Source organism: Kovacikia sp. CALU 1929 (genome assembly GCF_056784235.1).
Genome location: NZ_JBXBCF010000067.1, coordinates 56,932 through 76,869 on the forward strand (window position 1 = coordinate 56,932; position 19,938 = coordinate 76,869).

A 19,938-nucleotide genomic window follows, 5' to 3' on the forward strand; every position below is an offset into this window, starting at 1 on the left:
CTACTAGGATCCCCATGCCACCCATCTTTTCAATTTTCAAAGCGATTCAACCCCGTCGAATCCTTGCCCTCGGCATCTTACAGCTATTCATGTTTGTCGGGTTGCTGCTGGTTCATCCGGCTCAGGCAAACGCAGACAATGCTTTTCAACCATTGATGCAGAGTGATACTGCGACCTATCTTGCTGAAACACCCGTTGAAACCAAACGCAAAGCTAAAGAAATTGAAAAAGCAGCCAACAGCATCCACAAAGGCTTAGACACCACTAAAAAAATCATTGGCAAAAATGAATCTCGTAATCAAGCGATCGAATTTGGACGAGACAAAGCGCGGCAAAAATTAAAGGCACTTTCAACCAAAGTAGAAGCCTCCGAAGGGCAACTAGACCGTTCTCTGTCACCGACCGAAGGGGTCGTAGTAGATCATATAGACAGCAATCAATGAGTTGTGAGTTGAGAGTTGAAAGTTGAAAGTTGGAAATTTTGAGTGGATGGTATTTCTCCCTCACTCCCTAACACCTAACACCTAACACCTACACTCTCAATGCTGATGATAATACCGCCCAAATGCCGGACCGTAGGTTGCCAGTAGATTTTGGGGGGAGAGGGCAAATTCGGGACAGCCCGAACAGATGAGCGATCGGTTCAGGCAAAGAACGTGATCACAGGTACGGCTGACCATATCCAGATCATGGGAGATTTGTAACAATGTCCAGCCTTCTGCCACCATTAACTCTTTGAGCAGGTCATAAAACTCTGCCTCGCCCTGCACATCTACTCCAGCAAAGGCTTCATCTAGCACCAGCAACCGACGCGGTACGACCAGACAGTACGCCAGCAGTACTCGCTTGATTTCGCCCCCGCTCAAAGTTCCGATCGCCTGCCGTTTCAGGTGGTAAGCATTTACCCGTCGAAGTGCCTGGGCAACGGCTTCCACTTTTTCTGGGTCAGGTTGCCAGGGGAATGAGACTGGGTATGGAGATCGGGGCGTGGGGCGTGGGGCGTGGGATAGAGTTTTTAGTTGTTGGTTGTTAGTTGTTGGTCGGTTTAAGACGTTTCTCTGCTCTACTGCTCCAACTGCTCCTCTGCTCCTCCACCTCTCTGCCCCCAGACTGCCCCTAACCCACCCTAATCCAACTAATTCACCGACTGAAATGGGAAAGTTGCGATCGAAGATGAAATTTTGGGGCATGTAGCCAATTTGTTGACGCAGGTTGCCTAGATGGGCGATCGGGTGACCTAAAATTTCAACCGTTTCCGCTGAATAGGGAAGCAAACCCAACATTGCCTGAACCAGCGTACTCTTGCCAGAACCGTTGGGACCGACGATCGCCGTTGAAGTGCCAGGGTGCAGATCAAACGAAACGTTCTGCACTGCCGCATACTGTCCCCGGTAAACCGTCAAATTTTGAACTCGAACAACCGGCGGTTCCACCGGACTTATATTGATTGAATGGGCACTCATCCTTCCTGCTCTCCTATCCATCCCCACGGCATGATTGATTCTGGGTATGAGTCAGAAGTGGTATGAGTTGAAGGTTTGTTCATTCATACGGCTACTCATTACTTCCCCATCCCTACCGAGAAGGACTACTTAAATGCGGTTTCCAAAGTTTTCAAGTTCGACTCCATTGCCGTGAAATAGTAGTTGGGGTCTAGCTGTCCAACCTCTAATGAGTCGAGTGGATATACCTTCAAGTTCAGATCTTTAGCAATCCCAGTTAGCAACTGGTTATCAACACCAGGTTCACTGAGTAACGCTTTGACGTTAAACTGCTTGACCACCGCGATCGTTTCCCGGACATCTCCGGGGGAAAGTTGATCCCCTGGAATCGCTACGACGGCTTCTTGTTTAAGCTGGTAACGTTTAGCCAGGTAAGGAAACGCATCATGAAAGGTGATAAACGTGCGGTTCTGGTAAGGTTTTAGGGTTTGCTGAAACTGGTTGTCCAAATTAGAGAGCCTTTGAATGTAGGCGGCGGCATTTGCTTTGTAAACAGGCTCGTTCGTCTGGTCTGCTGCAATCAACCCATCTCGAATGTTTTCCACCTGTTTCTTTGCCAACAAAGGATCAAGCCAGACGTGGGGGTTGCCGTCGGCATGAACATGGGCACCTTTGCCACCTTCATGGCTATGGTCATGGTCATGGTCGTCATGGCTGTGAGCCTTTTCCCCGCTGGTTGCCACAACCGGGGAGATCTCCTTCACAGGTTCAATCCCAGCACTGGCATCAATCACCTTCAGTTTTGGATTTTCGGCACTCTTGATCGTGCCCTCCAAAAAAGCTTCGATGCCCAGCCCGTTTTTGACCAGCATATCTGCCTGGGAGATCGCCTGCACATCTGCTGGGGTGGACTGATACTCATGCACCTCAGTTCCAGGCTGGATCAGGATGTCTACTTCTGCTGCATCGCCCGCCACTGCTTTAGTAAATAAATAAACCGGCAGAAAGGTCGTTAATACCCTAATTTGCTGATTTGAGGCAGAAGATTGGGCATTGGTAGATTGTTCTGGGGTGGCAGGTGTAGTCGTTGAACTGCATCCACTCGCCGCTATCAGCGGCAGCAATAGGGAAGCAATCATGAATCGTCGCAGGTTGAAGCTCACCATAGGCTATTTTCCAGCGCAAAGGAAAAGAATAGAGCAAAAGAGTGTGTACTCAATGATAACGATTATCATCCTACATTGAGAACGAATCTTATTCTAGCCCTTACGCTTCATCCTACCCTGCGGGAACGGCAGAGCCGTACAGCTTTCATCCCTTAACTTTCATCCTTTGGTATCGCTGGCAGCTTCGACTTCACCCCCCGCTCTGGTTTCACCACCTGACGGGCACGGGCGATCGCTAAGCTGTTATCCGGAAGGTCCTCAGTAATGGTTGAACCTGCGCCAATAATCACATCTTCTCCTACCGTTAGGGGAGCCACCAGAGAGTTGTTAACACCAGTTTTGCTGCGATCGCCAACATTTGTTCGATGTTTCCTCACCCCGTCATAGTTAGCGGTAATAGTGCCGCCGCCGATATTGACCTGGCTCCCCAGGGTGGCATCCCCGATGTAAGAGAGGTGTGCCACATTGGTTTTGTCTCCCAGGGTGGAATTTTTCAGTTCAACAAAATTACCGATCCGGCAACCACTCCCCACGTGTGCCTGCCGGTTCAGGTGGGCATAGGGACCTACCCGCGTGCCGTCCGCCACGGAACTGTTGGTAATCACCGAGTAAAGCACCGTTGCATTTTTGCCAATGTGCCCATTTTCAATTAGGGAACCGGGACCAATCCGGCTGCCTGCCTGAATCAGGGTCTTGCCTCGAAGATGGGTCTGGGGTTCAATCACCACATCCGGTTCCAACTGCACCGTATCGTCAATCGTGGTGCTATCGGGGTCAATTAATGTCACCCCTGCGGTCATCCAATGATCCTTAATTCGGGTTTGCAGGATGTCATAGGCGGTTGCCAGTTGCTTGCGATCGTTGATCCCTAAAATCTCCTGGTAATCCTCCACATCCACAACCATTACCGGGTCGAGAAAGTTGACCGCATCCGTCAAATAATATTCACCCTGGTTATTGTCTGCGGTAAGGCTGGGCAAGACTGCTGCCAGATCAGCCCAGCGAAAACAGTAAACTCCGGCATTGATCCGACGATTTTGCTTCTGGGCAGGCGTGCAGTCCCGGTCTTCGACGATTTGTTGCAAAACGTTTTGACCGTTGCAAAAAACCCGCCCGTAGCCCTTTGGGTTGGGTATGTGGGCAGTCAGAATCGTTGCCGGATTCTGGTGCTCCTGGTGGGTTTGAAGCAGGAGGTGGAGTGTCTCAGGACGGAGCAGGGGCACATCCCCATTCAAAATGAGCAGATCTCCTTGAAATCCCTTGAGATGGGGTAGCAGTTGTTGAACGGCATGACCCGTTCCCAGTTGTTCGGGTTGCTCAACAAACTCCAGCGTAGATCCATGCCTACTATCCAGGGAAGCAAGGGCTGCTTTCACCTGATCGCCCCGGTAGCCAACCACAACCAACTGACGCACAGGCTGAAGCGGTGAAAGGCTATGGAGTACCCACTGAATCAGCGATCGCCCCCCCATGTGATGCAAAACTTTGGGCAAGTCGGATTTCATCCGAGTCCCTTTCCCAGCCGCCAAAATTGCAACCGCTACCATTAGACCTCTCGTACTTTTATCGACCTGGTTCATGCAACCGTTGCCAGCAATGACAGGCGCTGCAAGCAGTTCTGGTTGAACCAGTTTGTTTGTATCGCAGAAATAAAGCGCCCAAACACTTGATCTCCGTTCCTATTTATAAGGCACTAGCGGTTCAACTGGTGCTTTGAATTATCCAGTTTTAGATCATCCAGGTATATCTTGCAAACCGCCAGCTCAATTCACATCCCGTTCTATGACGGTTTGCCGTGTATACATTAAGGTGATTTGTAGCAAACAAATTACCCACTGTCTTGACTTGGCTCAACGAGCTTGTAGCCTTTGACTTCGCTCAGGATACAAGCTTGTTGAAAAATCTCCTTAAGGGATCAAATCTTATTAAAAGCTGCATTACCCACGATTGAATGAGCAAATTGACCTTTGCTAATCTCGCCGGGAGAATCGTCTGCGAAACCTTTTGACGTTGGCTCACAGTCGCGCGGTTTAAGAAATTTGAAGACCTTGTCATCGTGATGGCACAGCATCTCGTAGGCTGCATTAATTTCCTTCAACTGTGCTTCTCCATCTTCATTCTCGCAATTTAGATCAGGGTGAACCAGGCGAGCAAGTCTTTGGTAAGCATCCTTAACTTCTGCTTGAGACGCTAAGGCACCATTAATTAAAGTTGAGCAGGCTTCAAAAAGAGTCATGACTGTTCACACTACTCCAGCAGAGTTAACCACGAGTTTGTTATGCCTCTGGTTTGGCTAACCCCACAGTATTGTGAACAGGTGGCTGTTTCATCTTTCGGATGGCAGAAGTTCACTGGCTAGAGGAATGGTACTGAAACAAATTTCAAACTAAAATCCTGCCAGACGTTAAACGCCTGACAGGACTGCTTAATGATAGATTTAGACGGGCTAGGAGGGATTCGAACCCCCGACACCGTGGTCCGTAGCCACGTGCTCTAGTCCACTGAGCTACAAGCCCTCACAAGATTCTTATCCTACCACACCTTGTTTCAATGTCACAAATTTCTGATTCTTTCTTCTTCCCAGACCAGTCAGAGGATGTGCCAGAGCAGTTACAGGACAGACAGGCACAGGACGCTTCCCCTCCTCTCCCCCTTCCCTCCTCTTCCCTCTCCCATCTAGACCACCAGGGGCAGGCACACATGGTGGATGTCTCTGCCAAAGCCCAAACGGTGCGTCAGGCGGTTGCCGAGGGGCAGGTACGCATGTTGCAGGAAACCTTTGAAGCGATCGCGGCGGGCAATGCGCCCAAGGGGGATGTTTTGGGTACGGCAAGGCTGGCGGGCATTATGGCAGCCAAGCAAACGGCGAACCTGATTCCGCTCTGCCATCCCCTACCGTTGCAAAAAGTGGAAGTGCAGTTGACCCCTGCCCCTGATCTACCGGGATACCGGATCAGGGCAGAGGTCAAAACCAGGGCAGAAACGGGAGTTGAAATGGAGGCATTGACGGCTGTTTCAGTGGCAGCTCTCACCCTCTATGACATGGCAAAAGCCCTGGAGAAATCGATTCAGATTGAGTACATTCGCTTAGTCAGTAAATCGGGCGGCAAGTCGGGCGACTACCTACGCTGATACCACATTTGTCCGTTGGACATAAGCTGGCGCTTCTGAACGGACTGGCTTCTGATCGCCCAGAAACAGATCATTAGAAATAGATTGGGCTAACAATCGCCGATAAAGGTCACTGAGCCGAGCGGCAACTCCCGTCCAGCTAAAGTTTTGCTGCACCCGCAGGGAAGCCTGCCGTCTCAGCTTTCTTGCCCACAATTCATCGGACAAGATCCGATCAACTGCCTGGGCAAACCCCTCCACATCCGTCGGGGGCACCAAAATCCCGGTTTCTTCTGGTAGAACTGTAAACTTCAAACCACCCACATCAGAAGCAACCACGGGTGTTCCACACGCCATTGCTTCGATCGCCACCAGTCCAAATGGCTCATAATGGCTGGGAATGGCACACACATCGGCGGCTGTGTAGTAGAGCGGCAGCAGATCATGCCCGACTCGACCCACAAATTCTGTCTGGTCGGCAATTCCCAAATCGTTGACAATTTTTTCAATTCGTTCCCGCTCCTGCCCATCAGAATGGTCAGGGTCGCTCCCACCCACAATTACCAGGCGCAGGTTGTCAGTGTGGGAATGGTGGGTAACAGGATAGATTGCGTCTGAACCCGCTACCCGGTACTCCGTCCCCTGTTTCAATTGGGCGAAGGCACGCACCAGGGTTTCAATCCCTTTGCGCGGGTCAAATCGTCCTACATAAAGGACAATCGACTCATTTAGCTTGAACCCTAGTTTTGCCCTGGCTTCTAGTTTAGGAATGACATGGAAATTTTCGATATCCGTACCACAGGGAATGACTTCGATTTGTCCCTGACAAGACACCAGTGAACGCAGATCTGCCTCTTCTTGAGGGCTGGTTGCCACAATCCGATTTGCCTGTTCCAGGATTTGCTGCTCAACTGCCAGTCGAGTATCCGCGATCGCCGGACGCAACGTCACCGCCCGATACTTGACCGCTCCCAGAGAATGATAGGTGTGAACCAGTTGAATATTGCTCTGCTGCTTCAGTTGCAACCCTGCCCATGCCGACATCCAGTAGTTCGTATGGACAAGCGGATAGTTAGTACCTTCCTTGCTCTGAAACTTCTGGAATGCTTCTACAAACTCCGGCATGTAGCTGAATAACTCGTCACGGGGAATAAATTCCTGGGGTCCGGCAACCAGGCGAATGGTACGACAATAGGACGAATGTTGCACGATCGCGGGGTCATCGACACGGGTTTTGCGGGTAAACATATCCACCTGCCAGCCCAGTTGTGCCAGCGCTTCACCGACTCGGCGGACGTAAACATTCTGCCCCCCCGCTTCCTCCTTGCCAATGTCTGCTGCCGGGTCGCCGTGATCGGAAATCAGGGCGATCGCCTGTCGGTTGGGCACAGCCTGCCGGGGCGAAACATAGGGAGATTTTACAGAATTTGCAGCCGAGCCAACCGCTTTGGTAGTACTACTGGGTTTGGTGTTATTGAAGTTTGTCATTTCTAGTTACCTCACAAAAAAGGTGGACGCTCACGCTCCACCTGTTTACTAATGACCATGACTCACTGAACCTGCAAACTTGTAAACTTGACCATTTCGACTAAACCGTTCCGCCAGAATTTGCTGATAAACCGCCTCATAGCCATCCACCATGTGCTGGACGCTGAAATTTTGGATCACATGTTCTCGACAGGCGAGCCGATCAAGTTGGGCAGCCTGGGCGATCGCACTGACGCACTCTTCAACGCTATGGCACAGAAATCCGGACTTCCCGTGGGCAATGATCTCGGATGTCGAACCCAGTTCCATTGCAATGACAGGCGTTCCAGTCGCCATCGATTCAGTCATGACCAGCCCAAAAGGTTCTCGCCAGGTAATGGGAAATAGAGTGGCAACGGCATTACCCATCAACAGACTTTTCTGCTCATGGTTTGCCTCACCCAGGTAGATAATTTGCTCACCATCAATGTGGGGCTTCACTGCCTGCTCAAAAAAGTCCCGATCCACTTCATCGACTTTGCCTGCCATCTTCAACCGCCAGCCCGCCCGTTTAGCAATTTCAATTGCCAGATGGGGACCCTTCTCAGGGGACAACCGCCCCAAAAATGCCAGGTAGGGTGGCTCGCTGGGTTGGGGATAAAAGACATATCTAGACGGCTCAATCCCGTTGTAGACCGTTGCCACGCAATTTAGCCCCAACTTAGGCTCTCGTTGAGCATTGGAAATGCTGACATAGGGCTGTTGGCAGGCATGGGCGTATAGCTTCTCGTTATCAGGAGTGAAAACCCCGTGCAGAGTATGGACAGTGGGGGGTTTCACCAAAGCGGCGTAAGGTAGAGCCGCACAGCCGACATGGGAATGGATGATGTCAAATTCTTGTGCCCGTTCATACACTCTACTGAGTTCGAGCATTTCGTAAATACTGTATTCCTTAACCTCGGGGTCTAGCCGAATCGCACGCGGGTAGACCGATTCCAGTTTGGCGAGGGTCACGGAATCGCCTGACGCAAACAGCGTCACATCATGCCCCCGGCGAACAAGCTCGTCTGTCAAAAGCCCAGCCACCAGCTCCACACCGCCATAGGCAGGAGGCGGAACCCGCTCCCATAGGGGAGCAATCTGAGCAATCCGCATGACAAACCTCCTACTAGATGATGGATAGCAAGAAAAACAATGATTTCCTAACCGGGAATGCTCACTCAGTCCCTTGCATGTCTGAAGTCGCGCATTGTATCAAATCATGAGCCACAGTCAAGAATCTAATGGAAATCTTACACTTTCGCAAATAGGGAAACTTCTCCCTTGAGAGGTAGGGCTATCCGAACTTGATGATTTTGTTTTACCGAATATATTTAAGAATTACCATATGGTTAAAAAGTTCTGATGTTTCCAGCCTCGTGGTATGAGTAGATAGGTAGTAGTAATTACTCAATCAAGCTCTACGTGAGAGCGATGAATCGGGCTGTCTGCGGTTTGAGGAATGACGGGTGTTGAGCCTGTCCCGGATGCGGAAGTTGTTCTTAAAGCCAGGTAGAGAAGCCAGGTAGAAGCCGGTAGCGATCGCAAACGGTTACAATCTCCACAACCGCTATGTTTGGAGATAACCTTCCCTATGTGCCGTTTATTGGGCTATCTTGGTCCTGCTGTTGATCTGGATCACCTGCTGACTAAACCTGAACATTCGCTGGTTGTGCAAAGTTACCAACCCCGCGAAATGACAGCCGGATTGCTCAATGCCGATGGGTTTGGGATTGGCTGGTACCATCCACAAAAACACACGGAGCCATTTACCTACAAAAATATTCTCCCGATCTGGAGTGATGTGAATTTGCCCAACCTCAGTCGCTTTGTCGAGTCGGGCTGTGTACTGGCAAATATTCGTAGTGCAACAGCAGGGCAGGCAGTCGATCTGAGCAATTGTCAGCCGTTTCAGCATCGTCTCATCTTAGGTGTTCATAATGGCTTTATTGCCAACTTCAGAGAAACGCTCTATCGCCCCATCCGCGATCGCCTGAGCGATACGGCATACCGGGCAATCAAAGGTAGTACCGACTCAGAGCATCTCTTTGCCCTGGTCATTCATGAACTGGAAGCCTCGCCAGAACTCTCTCTGACAGAAGCACTAGATCGGGTACTGACGATCCTGCAAATCCTGGCGGACGAGCAGGAAGTTAGCTTTTCTGCCAATTTGATTCTGAGTGATGGGCAACAGCTTGTAGCATCCCGATTCTCAGGGCGATCGGCAGTCCCCTCGCTCTACTGGCTGCGTGACGATCCTCTCCTACCCCAGTCTGTTCTGATTGCTTCCGAGCCTCTATTCCCCGGTAACTGGATCCCATTCCCTGAACACAGCATTCTTACCGTTAGCCATGCCCTCGATATCCAGGTTCAGTCGATTTGAAAATTCCAAGGCAGCTAAGCAACAGGAGGCAGGTGCCGCAGCCCATTCTTCCTTCATGGATGAGGGTTCTTCCGCCAGTACCAGGCTCCTACTCCGTGAATGGATGCAGCAATGTCGGCAATTGACGCTTGCTCAGTTTGAAGGCATCGACTACGAGACCTTCACCTCTCAGGCTCATGCCGATTTCAGCCCAATTGGTTGGCACTTAGGACACATCGCCTACACCGAATCGCTCTGGCTGCTGCAACACTGTGCTGGACAACCTTGCCAGTTTCCCCAGTATCGCCGTCTGTTTGCGGCGGATGGCTTGCCCAAAGCAGAACGGGTAATGCTCCCTTCTTTACCGGAAATTCAGTCATATTTAGACTGCGTCAGGGAGAGGGTCTTTGAATACTTAGATGTGGCTCCGCTTGAGGAAGAAGAAAGACTGTGGCGGTTTTTGCTACAACATGAGAGCCAACATGGGGAAACGATCGCCCTTGTTCTTGAGCTAATTAAGCACCAGCGGCAGGGGGGCAGAGGAGCAGAGGAGCAGAGGAGCAAAGGGGCAGGAGAGCAAGGGGGCAGAGGAGCAGAGAGAACTCCCCACTCTCAACTCTCAACTTTCCCCTCCTCACTCTCAACTCTTCACTCTCAACTTTCAACTCCTGACATGGTGTGTATCCCTGCGGGTGCCTTTACCTGCGGTAGCGACTCCATTGAAGCCCTAGATAATGAGCGTCCAGCCCATTCGGTTTACCTGGATACCTACTGGATCGATCTCTATCCTGTGACCTGTAAGCATTACCAGATGTTTATAGAGGCAGGAGGGTATCAAGATTCACGCTGGTGGTCAGCAGCAGGATGGAATTGGCTGCAATCTGCCCAGGTTACCCAACCCCTTTATGGGAAAGCTGATCCTGAGTGGGATCAGCATCCAGTGTGTGGGGTGAGTTGGTACGAAGCGGATGCTTATGCCCGTTTTGTGGGCAAGCGTCTACCCACTGAACTGGAATGGGAAAAAGCGGCTCGCTGGAATCCAGACACTGGAGAGAGCCAGAGTTATCCCTGGGGTGAAGCGGAGCCAAATTCTGAATTCTGTAATCACAGCCATTTAAATGGACACACCACTTCCGTCACTCACTATCCTGTGGGAAAAAGTTCCTTTGGGTGCTATGACCTTCTGGGTAATGTTTGGGAATGGACTGCTTCCTGGTTTGCTGGCTATGACGGCTTTGAACCCTACCCTTACCGGGGTTACTCCCAGGCTTACTTTGACCAGCAGCACCGGGTTTTGAGAGGCGGCAGTTGGGCAACGCTCCCCTGGGCACTGCGGTCTTCCTTCCGTAACTGGTACCACCCCCATGTAAGGGAGATCATGGCAGGCTTCAGGTGTGTGAGGGGGGGAGAAAGTTGTTAGTTGTTGGTCATTGGTCATTGGTCACTGGTCATTGGTCATTAGTACTTACAAATGACAAAGGACGAATGACAAAGGACGAACCCATTCCCCATTACCGCTTAACTTTCAACGCTCGAAGGCTCAACTTCATCCTTTAGCTTTCACCCTCGGTAAGATAGACTTAATCGTTATCCTCGCCCAAGCTATTATGACCACCGTAGTACCGTATGCCCAGGCTGGGCAGGTCTTTTATCCCAGTTCTGATGGTGAGCCTTTGGCAGAAACTTCGATTCATATCGATGCGATTATTAGCCTGGTGGTTGCTCTGCGGCAGTATTTTGCGGGGCAGTCGGTGATTGTACTGACGAACCAATTTTTCTATTACGCCCAGGGGTTTCCCAAATTGCGGGTGGCTCCTGATGGAATGGTGATTTTCAATGTCCCTCCCGGCCCACGGGACAACTACAAGACCTGGGAAGAAGGGCAAATTCCATCGGTCATTTTTGAAGTGACTTCTGAAGGCACACGGGAGCAGGATCAGGGATTTAAGAAAACCCTTTATGAACAGCTAGAAGTTCCTGAATACTGGATGTTTGATCCCAAAGGAGAATGGATTCCTGAGCAGTTGCGCGGCTATCGACTGCGGGGTGAAACTTACGAACCCATTACAGATAATCGCAGCCAACCACTGGGTCTTCGGTTGCAGGTAGAAGGGCATCTGATTAGTTTCTACCGGGAAGATACTGGGGAAAAATTACTGGTCCCCGATGAGATGGCGGAGGCATTGCACCGAGAAATTGCGGCACGACTACAGGCAGAGCAACGGGCAGAGCAAGAACGTCAACGGGCAGAGCAAGAACGTCAACGGGCAGAGCAGGAACGCCAACGGGCAGAGCAAGAACGTCAACGGGCAGAGCAAGAACGTCAACGGGCAGAACAGGCGGAAGCAGAAGTAGAACGGTTGAAAGCTCGATTACGGGATCTCGGAGTTGAGCCAAATGGGGGGTAATTAGCCCTAACGGTTAAAGACAGTTGGTATGATGAGCTAGTTTTTCTAGCCTGTAATTCCTTTACCTTCGAAATGATCCAGTGGATTCTTAAAGACCGCGATCGCCTGCTACATCGGCTCACGCCCTATCTGTTTCTGCTGCCTGCTCTGGTTCTTCTGAGTCTAACGGTTTTCTATCCTGCGATTCAGGCATTTTTCCTTAGCTTTACCCAGTTTGAGTATGATTTGACCCAACCGCCCTTATGGATTGGGTTCAAGAACTTTCAACGGTTACTGATTGATCCCGTTTTCTGGCAGACCTTTCGTAATACGTTACTGTATCTAACTGGTGTGGTGCCCATTCTAGTATCACTGCCATTAGGATTGGCAATTCTGGTGAATCAGAAATTGCGAGGCATCCAATGGTTTCGGGTGGCTTACTATATCCCGGTGGTGATTTCGATGGTAGTGGCGGGTATCGCCTGGAAATGGCTTTACGCCGAAAATGGACTGCTGAACCAACTATTGAGATTGGTTGGTATGACCCAGGCTGGAATTCCCTGGCTGACCAGCCCCCAATTAGCCATTTTTAGTGTGATGGCGGTGACGGTGTGGAAAGGGCTGGGCTATTACATGGTGATTTACCTGGCAGGGCTACAGGCAATCCCCCCCGATTTGTATGAGGCAGCGGCGATCGATGGTTCCGATGGCATTAAAAAACATTGGGATATCACCGTACCGTTGATGCGCCCCTACCTGCTGCTAGTGACAGTCATCTCTGCCATTTCTGCCACCAAGGTGTTTGAAGAGGTCTATATCATGACCCAGGGGGGACCGCGTAACAGTTCCAAAACCCTGGTCTATTACGTCTATGAGCAGGCATTTCAAAACCTGGAGATGAGTTACGCCTGCACAATTGGTCTGGTGATGTTTTTGGTTATTTTGGGGCTTTCAGTTTTGCGGTTGAGTTTGGAGCGGTTCACAGTAAAGCCAGAGGTGTAAGCTGCTCAAAAACAAGCGTTTGTAGGATATTTGTAGGATAAAAAATACTATCTATGCTAACTCGGTATAATTCCTTGCCGAATCGTTTAGAGTTAAGACAGAGATTAAACACCCTATTGCAATGCCGCTTAATTCCTTCTACCTATCTTGCGACTGAAGCCCCTGCTTCATCACAATTTTGTTTTAGAAAAGCTATAAAGCTCAAATCGGATTCCTAATACTCAAACACTCAAGGGATTCCTGTATCTCCAAATGCAATCAGGCACTTGGTCATGACAGAAGCACAGATAAGCATTGGAACCTTAATCAATAATCGGTATCAAATTCAGGACATTCTAGGGCAGGGAGGGTTCGGGCGTACCTATTTGGCGTCTGACAGCGAACGTTTCGATGAACCCTGTGTCCTGAAGGAATTTTTGCCTTCTAATACCAAACGATATGCTGTTCAAAAAGCCCGCGAGCTGTTTGAAAGAGAAGCCAGAATTCTATACAAAATTAATCATCCTCAAATTCCTAAGTTTCTAGCATGGTTTGAATTTTCTGAAAGTCTGTTCATCGTCCAGGAGTACATTAGCGGCAAGACATATTTTCGGTTGTTAAACGAACGCCTTGCCCGTCAAGAGCAGCCGTTTTCCCAGATAGAGGTTAACCAGTGGCTCCAAGATTTGTTGCCAGTTTTGGACTATCTGCATAGAAATGAAATTGTTCACCGCGACATTTCTCTCGATAATATAATGCTGCCGGATGGTCAATTACAGCCTGTGTTGATCGATTTTGGATTGGTAAAGCAGCGAGTATCCCAGATTTGGGATCTCGCGTCGAACAACTCCAGTCCCATGCATGAGGCTTCCTTCGTGGGCAAATTTGGCTATTCTCCTCCAGAACAAATTCGGATGGGGCAATGCTACCCTTGTAGCGACCTTTATTCTTTAGCAGTCAGCGCGATCGTACTGCTAACAGGTAAACAACCCAGTTCGCTGATGAACCGTTCGCTAGAGTGGCAATGGCGTTCCCATGCCGATGTTAGCGATCTGCTGGCAGGGGTTCTGGATAGAATGCTTGCTGAGAAACCGGGCGATCGCTTTCAATCAGCCCAAGAAATCCTTACCCTGTTACAGCCTGAAGCGCAAATTCTGCTTGAAAATGAGCCATCTTTACAGCTTCAGATTGAGATCGATGAAGCGAACAAAAATTTGCAAATTGCTGAGATTGAAGAAACAGACTACTTCAAAGAATTACAAGCACAGGCAGAATTTTTGAGAAACACGCTTTCGATAGACACTGACCTAGAATCTTCATCAGACTTTTCCCTACCTGCCCAAAGTTCAGAAGGCGCTGAAAGTCATTTCTTTGAGTCATTACAACCTGAAATTCAACCTCAAACATCCTCCCTCCAACTGGATATAACCTTCCTAGATCATTGTCAGCAAGCCCTTAGTCGTTATATTGGGATGATGGCAACGTGCGTTCTGGAAGACACCATTGATGACAATCCCAATATTTCCAGAGAGCAATTGATCGAAGCATTAGCGGCTGAAATCCCAAATCCCCAACAATCTGCTGAGTTTAAGAGAAGTATTTCCACGGTACTCACAGCTCAGCCGATACCGACCGTTAGTAAGATAATTGAACCTCATTCCTTTGAGTCTTTAAAGTCTGAAATTCAACTTCAAACGTTCTCTCCCCAACTAGACACCACCTTCCTGGACCACTGTCAGCAAGTCCTCAGTCGTTATATTGGGGTGATGGCAACGTGCGTTCTGGAAGACACCATTGATGACAATCCCAACATTTCCAGAGAGCAACTGATCGAAGCGCTGGCGGCTGAAATTCCCAATCCGCAACAAGCTGCCGAGTTTAAGAAGATGATGACAACAGAACCAGACGCTCCATCCAGTGCTGAAAAACCTCAAAAATCGATGTACTCAGGCAGAAAAGAAGGAGGTCAGACATCAGAATCGGCAGCAACGAAGTCAGCAATCCACCCTCAGCCAGTGACATCTTTGCAGCTTACCCAGTCCTTTACCAACCAATGTCAACAAGAGCTTACCCGCTGTATTGGTCCAATGGCGAAATATATTGTTGAGGATACCCTGGATCAAAAACCCCAACTCTCTGCCCATCAACTGATCGACACCCTTGCGGCGGAGATTCCCAATCCCCAGCAAGCTGCGGAGTTTCGCCAGCGTCTATTACTGGCACTGAACTCATAAATGACTCCTTTATCCTGTAGTAAACTGAAGGCTAAAATAGCCCTTTCCTGAATTCCTCACACCAAGAACTCGTCTAGCCGTGCTAAAAGCAGAGATCGAAATTGGAACTGTCATCAAGAACCGTTATCAGATTGAGGGGGTTCTTGGGCGAGGGGGGTTTGGGCGTACCTACCTGGCATCGAATGTTGAACGTTGCGGCGAATTGTGCGTTCTTAAGGTGTTTTTGCCTACTGGTGTTGATCAACAGGCGATGCAAAGGTCGCGTAAACTCTTTGAAAGAGAAGCCAGAGTTTTATACAAAATCAATCATCCTCAAGTTCCTAAATTTCTTGCCTGGTTTGAAGAGGCGGGAAACTTAATCATTGTTCAGGAGTATATTGACGGTAAAACCTATTTCCGTTTATTGAAAGAGCGGCAAAAGCAAGGCAAACACTTTTCTGAAACGGAAGTGATTCAGTGGCTAAAAGATTTGCTACCTGTACTCGCCCACTTGCACGAAAATAGTATTGTTCATCGTGATATTTCTCCAGATAATATCATGTTGCCTAAAGGTCAACCGAAGCCAGTGTTGATTGATTTCGGTTTGGTTAAACAGAAAGTGTCTCAGATTTGGGGCGGCAATTCTACCCGAGTTGATGAGTCAGAGCATCTTTCATTTGTTGGCAAATTTGGTTACTCTCCACCAGAACAAATCCGGGTAGGGCAGTGCTACCCCTGTAGCGATCTTTATGCTCTCGCCGTTACTGCCATTGTTCTTTTAACCGGAAGGGAACCACTAGATTTAATTGATCAACAGTCCCTTGAATGGCGATGGCAATCTTATGTTAGTAGTGATTCTAATCTCCGTCCAATTTTGAGCAAAATGTTGGCAGAGAAACCAATGAATCGTTATCAATCGGCTCAAGAAGTGTTGTTTCACTTAGAGCGATCGCTGGAAGGCGGAATCCAAAATGAAATTGAACCATTCATTGAACCGTTAGTCATTAATTCCCAACCTGGAACAGACCAGCCTTCTAAATTTGCTGCGGAATTCATTGAGCTTTGCCAGCAAGAGTTGACTCACTGTATTGGTCCAATGGCGAAATATATTCTGGAGGAGATTTTATTTAACTCCCCTGATTTGTCCTCTCAGGAATTCATTGAAGCCGTCGCCGCTGAAATTCCCAATCCTCAACAAGCGGACAAATTTCGCCAACGTTTGCTGTTGTCGTTGCAATAGAGAAAGGTGGTGCTGAATAGTAGTATGAATTGGAACGAAGTTTCAATTCATACAACTCCCAATTCATACCCAGAATCAGCAACTCCCTAGTTGATGGGGTACATCATAGTTCGCAGGTTGTAGGCTGTATGCTTTCTTCCATGCCGATCAACTTGAGATGGTCTGGATTGTCAATCAGTAGGCGGGCGACCAGTAATCCGGCAATGCTCCAGGTCTGGTACAGGCGGGCTTCCTGCCCAATCAGCCGCCCATTTTTGCCATCATAGTATTCGGGAAATTTGTCTTGCATCAGCCGCTCCTGGGCAAGAGCGATCGCCCGTTCTGCGAGGTCTGTTCTGCCCGTTTTCTGAGCCGCCGCCACAAACAGCCAGAGTAGGACTGCCCAGTTGCCGCCATTGTGTAAGACCAGGGGCGATTTTTAGGGTCACATCCAGTCACAATCCGCCATTCCTCCCCTTCCAGGGCGGGAAAGAACAGTTTGACAGGCATGTACCCCATCAAATCGTGCCACCGCTCCTCAAACAGGTTCATGATCGCCTGAGACTCCTGCGGACTGGCGAGAGAGACCATAACTGCCAGCAGATTTCCCAGGGCAAAAAAGTGAAAGTCCATCTGTCCGGGACCCAGGTTACCTGCCAGATAACCGCCCTTGTCCGGCAACCAGTCCGTTAACCAGGCAGGAATTGACTCTGGATAAATATTGAAGGTGTTGGCGATTTCAAGCCCAAACTCCTCCCCTTTGTAGCGGTAGATTTCCCGCAGTCGCTTCAGGTCAATCCAGTAATATTCCCGCACATGGTATTGCAGTGCGCCCAGACGATTCTGGATTTTGTGGAGGTATGCCTCTCCCACTGCATCGGCTAAAAGCAATTCCTGGGACACTTTCAAAGCTGTGTAGAACAATACCTGAATTTCCAGGGGATGCCCATAAACACCCATGCGACGGTCAATCATACAGCAACCATCGGGAACCAGCATGGTGGGGTACATGGCAAACCGATGGACCAGGCACATATCCAGAATCAGCCGGATGCCCTCCTGAAAATCGGGTTGATGTGCCAGGGAGAAATCACCCGTGGCTTTGCAGTATGCCCGCAGCAGCCATACCCACCAGAGACAGGAATCCACCGGAGGAACACGGGCGATCGCGTGTTCTCCAAAGTCGGCAACCGGCCGATCCTGACCTTCTTCATGGATGACTTTAAAACTGGCAGGCATCAACCCCGGTCCCGGTTGGAAGCAGTCCATTTGCCGTTCATGGCTCTGCAACTTCAGCGTCACCACCAAAAAGTTGCGGACAATATCCGTCCTTCCCTGCATGAGAAACACCAGTGCCGAAGAAACAAAATCTCGAATGAAGCACTGGTCATAGTTAAGAGCATCCACATCCGGATCCTGTGCCGCAACGGTGCCGACAGGTTTTCCCTGGTAGTAAATGATGGAACGCTCCAAGATTTCCCAGGCAGATTCGAGGGTGGGTGTTTGTAAATCAGACAATCTCATGATCAAGAAAACTCAGGGAAAAAAAGCTTCAGAAACTCTATAGGTGGCTTTTGGTAGAATTGGGAGCTTGCAGATATTCAAGCTTGCCTGCTGTTTGCACCACGACGTACCGACTTTCCCAGACTGACAGCATGAAGATCTGGATCGATGCTCAATTGCCTCCGACTATGGCAAATTGGCTGACAGATACCTTTGATTTAGAATCTGTTGCATTGCGAATGCCCAACTTTAAGCTGACCAGGGTTCACGGAAGTCGGCATAGAGGGTGAGTCCACCGTCAATGAAGAGAGTTTGTCCGGTGATATAAGCCGCTTCATCGGATGCCAGAAAGGCAACTGCGGCAGCCATTTCATCTGAGGTGCCTGCCCGACCTAGGGGAATATGGCTTTCCACGATCGCTTTTTTCTCCGGGTCCTCCGTCCAGGCATCATTAATCGGAGTCACGGTAGCTCCAGGGGCGATCGCGTTGACTCGGATGCCGCGATCAGCATACTCCAGTGCCAGGGTTTTAGTCAGATTTTCCATTCCCCCTTTGCTGACAGAGTAACTGACATACAGTGGTCGGGGAATCATTTCATGCACACTTGAAATATTAATAATCACACCGGAACGATTCTGGTTCAGGAGATGGCGAATGGTTTCCCGCGCACACAGAAACGCACCACGCAAATTAACATTAATGACTTGATCAAATTCATCCGCTGAAATTTCGTGGGAAGGTTGTTCAAACTGAATCCCAGCATTATTAATCAAAACATCCACACTACCTAACTTTTCAACCGTAGTCTGGATCATCGAGAGAATATCCGCTTCTTTGGAAACATCTCCCTGAATTAATAGCGACTTCACACCACAGGTTTCAATTTCTCCACAGGCACGTTGCATTGCCATTTCTTCGGTATCTTCTGCGCCTGATTCATCTTTGCGGTAGTTAATCGCAATATTGCAACCTTCCTGTGCCAGCCGAACTGCGATCGCCTGCCCAATCCCCGAACTGGCTCCTGTCACCAGTGCGTTTTTCCCTTTTAATCCCTTCATGATTTCTCTCCTTAAAAAAGGTAATGGGTCATTGGTCATCGGTAACGGGAGCTTTGGAGAACACAGTTACCGATGACCAATGACCAATGACTAATGACCCACCACCTACATAAACTCGACTTCTAATCACCCGGATTAGCTTGACAGTTTACAGATTCACACCGGGCGGCAGGATGATGCGATCGACAATGTGAACCACCCCATTGCTAGCTTGCAGGTTTGGCTGGGTCACCGTAGCCTCATTCACCCGCACCTGATTTGCCGCCTGATCTACCTGAACATTCACAGGTTCACCTGCCACCGTTGCGATTTGCCCTGATTCAAGTTCATTCGCTGCCAGTTGACCGGGCACTACATGGTAAGACAGAATTTGCCGCAGAGCTTCCCGGTTTTCGGGCTGCAACAGACGCTCACGGGTTTCTTGGGGAATTGCGTCAAATGCCTGATTAGAGGGGGCAAACACGGTGTAAGGTCCGTCCTGTTGCAGGGTTTCAGCTAAACCCGCTTCCTGAATTACAGAAGTCAAGGTTGAAAGGGATTGCTCGGATGCAGCCACATCTACGACGGTGCCGGTCCCCTGTTGGGCAGTGGGTACGGGTGAGCCGGTTACTGCTGGATCGGTCTGAGCCGCGGGGGTAGCGGGGGTATCTGTCGGTGTTTGGGCAGTCTCGGGACCACAGGCGGCGATCGCGGGAACAATCAGTAAACTGGCTGCCAGTGCTGCAAAGGTTTTGCTGAAAGACTTGATTCTTGGTTGCATGAAATACTCCTAATCTCTTGCTCGAAAAACCAACAATGGAGGATGTCAATGGAAAAAGGTGAATGTCATAATCTGCACAGAATCAGAGCAGAATATTGCTGTTGAATAAACCTCCATGCGGTATCAAGAGTTATGGTTAACTCCCTATCCTTCACGGTGAAATACAAATGTGACGGGAAAGTGACAGCCTGCATCCCATGTAACCTGGATGACTACAGAAACAAGCCTT

The 19,938-nt window shown here is 49.5% G+C and carries 16 protein-coding genes, 1 tRNA gene and 1 pseudogene; 8 read left to right on the forward strand and 10 right to left on the reverse strand.

Features of this window, described 5'->3' with window-relative positions; genetic code table 11:
• The first annotated feature begins 14 nt into the window (after positions 1-14).
• Entirely contained in the window at positions 15-443 is a 429-nt protein-coding gene (locus AC1S52_RS14835; RefSeq protein ID WP_482029798.1) for a hypothetical protein, read from the forward strand.
• Between the two features lie 96 nt (positions 444-539).
• On the opposite strand, the gene AC1S52_RS14840 is transcribed toward AC1S52_RS14835, so the two are convergent.
• From AC1S52_RS14840 to AC1S52_RS14860, 5 genes are all read right to left on the reverse strand, one after another.
• Positions 540-1,463 carry a metal ABC transporter ATP-binding protein gene (locus AC1S52_RS14840; RefSeq protein ID WP_482029799.1) on the reverse strand — a complete coding sequence of 308 codons (924 nt, stop codon included), beginning with the start codon at positions 1,461-1,463 and terminating at the stop codon, positions 540-542.
• Positions 1,464-1,588: 125 nt separating this feature from the next.
• Positions 1,589-2,608 carry a metal ABC transporter solute-binding protein, Zn/Mn family gene (locus AC1S52_RS14845; protein ID WP_482029800.1) on the reverse strand — a complete coding sequence of 340 codons (1,020 nt, stop codon included), beginning with the start codon at positions 2,606-2,608 and terminating at the stop codon, positions 1,589-1,591.
• Between the two features lie 152 nt (positions 2,609-2,760).
• Positions 2,761-4,155 (reverse strand): bifunctional UDP-N-acetylglucosamine diphosphorylase/glucosamine-1-phosphate N-acetyltransferase GlmU, encoded by a 1,395-nt coding sequence (glmU, locus tag AC1S52_RS14850; RefSeq protein ID WP_482029801.1) that lies wholly within the window; start codon positions 4,153-4,155, stop codon positions 2,761-2,763.
• Positions 4,156-4,523: 368 nt separating this feature from the next.
• Positions 4,524-4,844: a J domain-containing protein gene (locus AC1S52_RS14855; protein ID WP_482029802.1), complete on the reverse strand. Its 321-nt coding sequence runs from the start codon at positions 4,842-4,844 to the stop codon at positions 4,524-4,526.
• Between the two features lie 206 nt (positions 4,845-5,050).
• Positions 5,051-5,124, reverse strand: a tRNA-Arg gene (locus AC1S52_RS14860).
• Between the two features lie 34 nt (positions 5,125-5,158).
• Here AC1S52_RS14860 and moaC point away from each other — a divergent pair.
• Entirely contained in the window at positions 5,159-5,740 is a 582-nt protein-coding gene (gene moaC, locus AC1S52_RS14865; RefSeq protein ID WP_482029803.1) for a cyclic pyranopterin monophosphate synthase MoaC, read from the forward strand.
• Here the strand turns inward: moaC and AC1S52_RS14870 are convergent.
• Together AC1S52_RS14870 and AC1S52_RS14875 are read right to left on the reverse strand one after the other, a co-directional pair.
• A complete protein-coding gene (locus AC1S52_RS14870) occupies positions 5,732-7,207 on the reverse strand; it encodes a glycosyltransferase family 4 protein (RefSeq protein ID WP_482029804.1) in 1,476 nt (491 codons plus the stop codon). The two genes, moaC and AC1S52_RS14870, sit on opposite strands and share 9 nt — an antisense overlap.
• Before the next feature lie 48 nt (positions 7,208-7,255).
• Positions 7,256-8,341: a glycosyltransferase family 4 protein gene (locus AC1S52_RS14875; RefSeq protein WP_482029805.1), complete on the reverse strand. Its 1,086-nt coding sequence runs from the start codon at positions 8,339-8,341 to the stop codon at positions 7,256-7,258.
• Between the two features lie 478 nt (positions 8,342-8,819).
• Here AC1S52_RS14875 and egtC point away from each other — a divergent pair, with 478 nt between their 5' ends.
• The 6 genes from egtC to AC1S52_RS14905 all read left to right on the forward strand — a co-directional run bounded on the left by egtC (position 8,820) and on the right by AC1S52_RS14905 (position 16,408).
• Positions 8,820-9,608 carry an ergothioneine biosynthesis protein EgtC gene (gene egtC / locus AC1S52_RS14880; protein ID WP_482029806.1) on the forward strand — a complete coding sequence of 263 codons (789 nt, stop codon included), beginning with the start codon at positions 8,820-8,822 and terminating at the stop codon, positions 9,606-9,608.
• On the forward strand, positions 9,577-11,007 hold the full coding sequence (locus tag AC1S52_RS14885) for an SUMF1/EgtB/PvdO family nonheme iron enzyme (RefSeq protein WP_482029807.1): 1,431 nt from the start codon (positions 9,577-9,579) through the stop codon (positions 11,005-11,007). The genes egtC and AC1S52_RS14885 overlap by 32 nt, the downstream gene beginning before the upstream one ends.
• Positions 11,008-11,194: 187 nt before the next feature.
• On the forward strand, positions 11,195-11,995 hold the full coding sequence (locus tag AC1S52_RS14890) for a Uma2 family endonuclease (protein WP_482029808.1): 801 nt from the start codon (positions 11,195-11,197) through the stop codon (positions 11,993-11,995).
• Between the two features lie 72 nt (positions 11,996-12,067).
• Positions 12,068-12,976 (forward strand): carbohydrate ABC transporter permease, encoded by a 909-nt coding sequence (locus tag AC1S52_RS14895; RefSeq protein WP_482029809.1) that lies wholly within the window; start codon positions 12,068-12,070, stop codon positions 12,974-12,976.
• Positions 12,977-13,248: 272 nt separating this feature from the next.
• A complete protein-coding gene (locus AC1S52_RS14900; RefSeq protein WP_482029810.1) occupies positions 13,249-15,189 on the forward strand; it encodes a serine/threonine protein kinase in 1,941 nt (646 codons plus the stop codon).
• Between the two features lie 79 nt (positions 15,190-15,268).
• On the forward strand, positions 15,269-16,408 hold the full coding sequence (locus AC1S52_RS14905; RefSeq protein WP_482029811.1) for a serine/threonine protein kinase: 1,140 nt from the start codon (positions 15,269-15,271) through the stop codon (positions 16,406-16,408).
• A 103-nt stretch (positions 16,409-16,511) separates the two neighbouring features.
• Here AC1S52_RS14905 and AC1S52_RS14910 read toward each other — a convergent pair.
• The 3 genes and pseudogenes from AC1S52_RS14910 to AC1S52_RS14920 all read right to left on the reverse strand — a co-directional run bounded on the left by AC1S52_RS14910 (position 16,512) and on the right by AC1S52_RS14920 (position 19,709).
• Positions 16,512-17,911, reverse strand: a pseudogene (locus AC1S52_RS14910) (glycoside hydrolase 100 family protein).
• 228 nt (positions 17,912-18,139) lie between these two features.
• Positions 18,140-18,949 (reverse strand): SDR family oxidoreductase, encoded by an 810-nt coding sequence (locus tag AC1S52_RS14915; protein WP_482029812.1) that lies wholly within the window; start codon positions 18,947-18,949, stop codon positions 18,140-18,142.
• Positions 18,950-19,097: 148 nt separating this feature from the next.
• Positions 19,098-19,709, reverse strand: coding sequence for a fasciclin domain-containing protein (locus AC1S52_RS14920; RefSeq protein WP_482029813.1), 612 nt, complete (start codon positions 19,707-19,709; stop codon positions 19,098-19,100).
• Positions 19,710-19,938 lie beyond the last annotated feature (229 nt).

What these genes read in the sequence shown, in the direction of transcription:
- AC1S52_RS14915 (WP_482029812.1), bottom strand. Translation starts at nt 18,949, where the DNA reads ATGAAGGGATTAAAAGGGAAAAACGCACTGGTGACAGGAGCCAGTTCG.
- AC1S52_RS14870 (WP_482029804.1), bottom strand. Translation starts at nt 7,207, where the DNA reads ATGACAAACTTCAATAACACCAAACCCAGTAGTACTACCAAAGCGGTT.
- moaC (WP_482029803.1), top strand. Translation starts at nt 5,159, where the DNA reads ATGTCACAAATTTCTGATTCTTTCTTCTTCCCAGACCAGTCAGAGGAT.
- AC1S52_RS14845 (WP_482029800.1), bottom strand. Translation starts at nt 2,608, where the DNA reads ATGGTGAGCTTCAACCTGCGACGATTCATGATTGCTTCCCTATTGCTG.
- AC1S52_RS14840 (WP_482029799.1), bottom strand. Translation starts at nt 1,463, where the DNA reads ATGAGTGCCCATTCAATCAATATAAGTCCGGTGGAACCGCCGGTTGTT.
- egtC (WP_482029806.1), top strand. Translation starts at nt 8,820, where the DNA reads ATGTGCCGTTTATTGGGCTATCTTGGTCCTGCTGTTGATCTGGATCAC.
- AC1S52_RS14920 (WP_482029813.1), bottom strand. Translation starts at nt 19,709, where the DNA reads ATGCAACCAAGAATCAAGTCTTTCAGCAAAACCTTTGCAGCACTGGCA.
- AC1S52_RS14875 (WP_482029805.1), bottom strand. Translation starts at nt 8,341, where the DNA reads ATGCGGATTGCTCAGATTGCTCCCCTATGGGAGCGGGTTCCGCCTCCT.
- AC1S52_RS14885 (WP_482029807.1), top strand. Translation starts at nt 9,577, where the DNA reads ATGCCCTCGATATCCAGGTTCAGTCGATTTGAAAATTCCAAGGCAGCT.
- glmU (WP_482029801.1), bottom strand. Translation starts at nt 4,155, where the DNA reads ATGGTAGCGGTTGCAATTTTGGCGGCTGGGAAAGGGACTCGGATGAAA.
- AC1S52_RS14895 (WP_482029809.1), top strand. Translation starts at nt 12,068, where the DNA reads ATGATCCAGTGGATTCTTAAAGACCGCGATCGCCTGCTACATCGGCTC.
- AC1S52_RS14855 (WP_482029802.1), bottom strand. Translation starts at nt 4,844, where the DNA reads ATGACTCTTTTTGAAGCCTGCTCAACTTTAATTAATGGTGCCTTAGCG.
- AC1S52_RS14890 (WP_482029808.1), top strand. Translation starts at nt 11,195, where the DNA reads ATGACCACCGTAGTACCGTATGCCCAGGCTGGGCAGGTCTTTTATCCC.
- AC1S52_RS14900 (WP_482029810.1), top strand. Translation starts at nt 13,249, where the DNA reads ATGACAGAAGCACAGATAAGCATTGGAACCTTAATCAATAATCGGTAT.
- AC1S52_RS14835 (WP_482029798.1), top strand. Translation starts at nt 15, where the DNA reads ATGCCACCCATCTTTTCAATTTTCAAAGCGATTCAACCCCGTCGAATC.